Here is a 2,508-nt window from a genome sequence, read left to right as displayed (position 1 = left end):
TGCGGATTCCACGCTGACTCGGACACCCATTCCACGCACATCCGGACAGTGATTCCACGCTGATCCGGACACTCATTCCACGAGCATCCGGACACCGATTCCACGGCCATCCGGACACTTTCCAGGCAGGCAGCTACGCAGGATTTATTCACTACCATCGACCTCTTTTTCGAAGCAGAGAGGTCGTCGTGGAGCGTTTGTCCATGCGTAAAATCCGTGAGGTGTTGCGCCTCAAGTTCGATTGCGGGCTGTCTGTCCGTAAGATCTCCCGCAGTCTGGGCATAGGCCACAGCAGTGCCGGTGATTACCTCTGTCGCTTTGCCGCCAGCGGTCTAGCCTGGCCCTGCTCGTTGTCCGATTCCGAACTGGAACAGCAACTGTTCCCACTGGCCCCTGCGGTGCCCAGTGAGCAGCGGCCACTGCCTGATTGGTCTTGGGTGCACGCCGAGCTGCGTCGCCCCGGCGTGACCCTGGCGCTGCTCTGGCAGGAGTATCGCCTGAGCCAGCCGCAGGGTTTTCAGTACAGCTGGTTCTGCGAGCACTACCGGGCCTGGCAGGGCAAGCTGGACGTGGTGATGCGCCAGGAACATCGCGTCGGCGAGAAGTTGTTCGTCGACTACGCCGGGCAGACGGTGCCGGTGATCGACCGGCACAGCGGCGAGATCCGCCAGGCGCAGGTGTTCGTCGCGGTGCTCGGCGCCTCCAGCTACACCTTCGCCGAAGCCACCTGGTCGCAGCAGCTGCCGGACTGGCTGGGCTCGCATACCCGCTGCTTCGCCTTCCTCGGGGGCGTGCCGGAGATCGTGGTGCCGGACAACCTGCGCAGCGCGGTGAGTAAGAGCCATCGCTACGAGCCGGACATCAACCCGAGCTACCGCGATCTGGCCGAGCACTATGGCGTGGCGGTGGTGCCGGCGCGGGCGCGTAAGCCGCGCGACAAGGCTAAGGCCGAGGTCGGCGTGCAGGTGGTCGAGCGCTGGATCCTCGCCGCGCTGAGGAACCGCCAGTTCTTCTCCTTGGACGAACTCAACAGCGCCATCGCCTTATTGCTGGAGCGCCTCAACCGACGACCGTTTCGCAAGCTGCCGGGCTCCCGGCACTCGGCCTTCGAAGCCCTGGATCGTCCGGTGCTGCGGCCGCTGCCGGAGCAACCCTACGTGTATGCCGAGTGGAAGAAGGCGCGTGTGCACATCGACTACCACGTCGAGGTTGATGGGCACTACTACTCGGTGCCGTACCAACTGGTGAAGAAACAACTGGAAGTACGCCTGACAGCGCGCACGGTGGAGTGCTTCCACGCCAATCAGCGGGTGGCCAGCCACCTTCGCTCACCGCACAAGGGCCGGCACAGCACACAGGCCGAGCACATGCCCAAGAGCCATCGCGAGCACGCCGAGTGGACGCCACAACGGCTGATCCGCTGGGCTGAGCAGACCGGGCCGAACACGGCCGGCGTGATCAGCCACATCCTCGAACGGCGCATCCACCCAACCCAAGGCTACCGGGCCTGCCTGGGCATCCTGCGCCTGGGCAAGACCCATGGCGAAGTGCGCTTGGAGTTGGCCTGCCGTCGCGCCCTCAGCCTCGGTGCGTGCAGCTACAAGAGCCTCGAATCGATCCTGCGCCAGGGTTTGGAAAGCCTGCCGTTGGCTCAAGCCAACCTGCCCCTGCTGCCGGACGACCACGCCAATCTGCGCGGCCCCGGCTACTACCACTGAACACAAGGAATCCCACCATGCTGCCCCATCCGACCCTGGACAAGCTCCAGACCCTGCGCCTGACCGGCATGCTCAAGGCACTCGCCGAGCAACTGAAAACCCCCGACATCGACAGCCTGAGCTTCGTGGAACGCCTCGGCCTGCTGGTCGACCGCGAACTGACCGAACGCGACGACAAGCGCCTCAGCAGCCGCCTGCGTCAGGCCCGGCTCAAGCACAACGCCTGCCTCGAAGACATCGACTACCGCAGCCCGCGCGGACTCGACAAGGCGCTGATCCTCCAGCTGAGCAGCGGTCAGTGGTTACGCGACGGACTCAACCTGATCATCAACGGGCCCACCGGCGTGGGTAAAACCTGGCTGGCCTGCGCCCTGGCACACCAGGCCTGCCGAGAGGGTTACAGCGTGCGTTACCTGCGCTTGCCGCGCCTGTTGGAAGAGTTGGGCCTAGCCCATGGCGACGGGCGCTTCGCCAAGCTGATGAGCGGCTATGCCAAGACCGACCTGCTGATCCTTGATGACTGGGGCCTGGCCCCGTTCACCGCCGAACAGCGCCGCGACATGCTGGAGCTACTGGACGACCGCTACGGCCAGCGCTCGACCCTCGTGACCAGCCAAATGCCCGTGGACAACTGGCACGAACTGATCGGCGATCCAACCCTGGCCGATGCCATCCTCGACCGCCTGGTGCACAACGCCTACCGGATCAACCTCAAGGGCGAGTCGATGAGAAAGCGGGTGAAGAAATTGACGGCGCCGGGCGCCTCAGACTAACAATGCAACCCCTGCGT

At 64.5% G+C, this 2,508-nt stretch carries 2 protein-coding genes; both read left to right on the top strand.

All coding sequences use genetic code 11. The features are described 5' to 3' along the window. Positions 1-203 precede the first annotated feature (203 nt). Positions 204-1,718 (top strand): IS21 family transposase, encoded by a 1,515-nt coding sequence (gene istA / locus N1078_RS19335; RefSeq protein ID WP_263097333.1) that lies wholly within the window; start codon positions 204-206, stop codon positions 1,716-1,718. Between the two features lie 17 nt (positions 1,719-1,735). After that, positions 1,736-2,491, top strand: a complete 756-nt coding sequence (gene istB, locus N1078_RS19330) for an IS21-like element helper ATPase IstB (protein WP_038408850.1) — start codon at positions 1,736-1,738, stop codon at positions 2,489-2,491. Positions 2,492-2,508: the final 17 nt, after the last annotated feature.

It is taken from the genome of Pseudomonas sp. MIL19 (genome assembly GCF_028680365.1).
Lineage (GTDB): Bacteria > Pseudomonadota > Gammaproteobacteria > Pseudomonadales > Pseudomonadaceae > Aquipseudomonas > Aquipseudomonas spirodelae.
The sequence above is the reverse complement of the archived record's forward strand: the minus strand, read 5'-3'. Positions and strand labels throughout refer to the sequence as shown.

Bases quoted from the DNA above. Each gene is read 5' to 3' on its own strand.
- istB (WP_038408850.1), top strand. From the start codon at position 1,736: ATGCTGCCCCATCCGACCCTGGACAAGCTCCAGACCCTGCGCCTGACC.
- istA (WP_263097333.1), top strand. From the start codon at position 204: ATGCGTAAAATCCGTGAGGTGTTGCGCCTCAAGTTCGATTGCGGGCTG.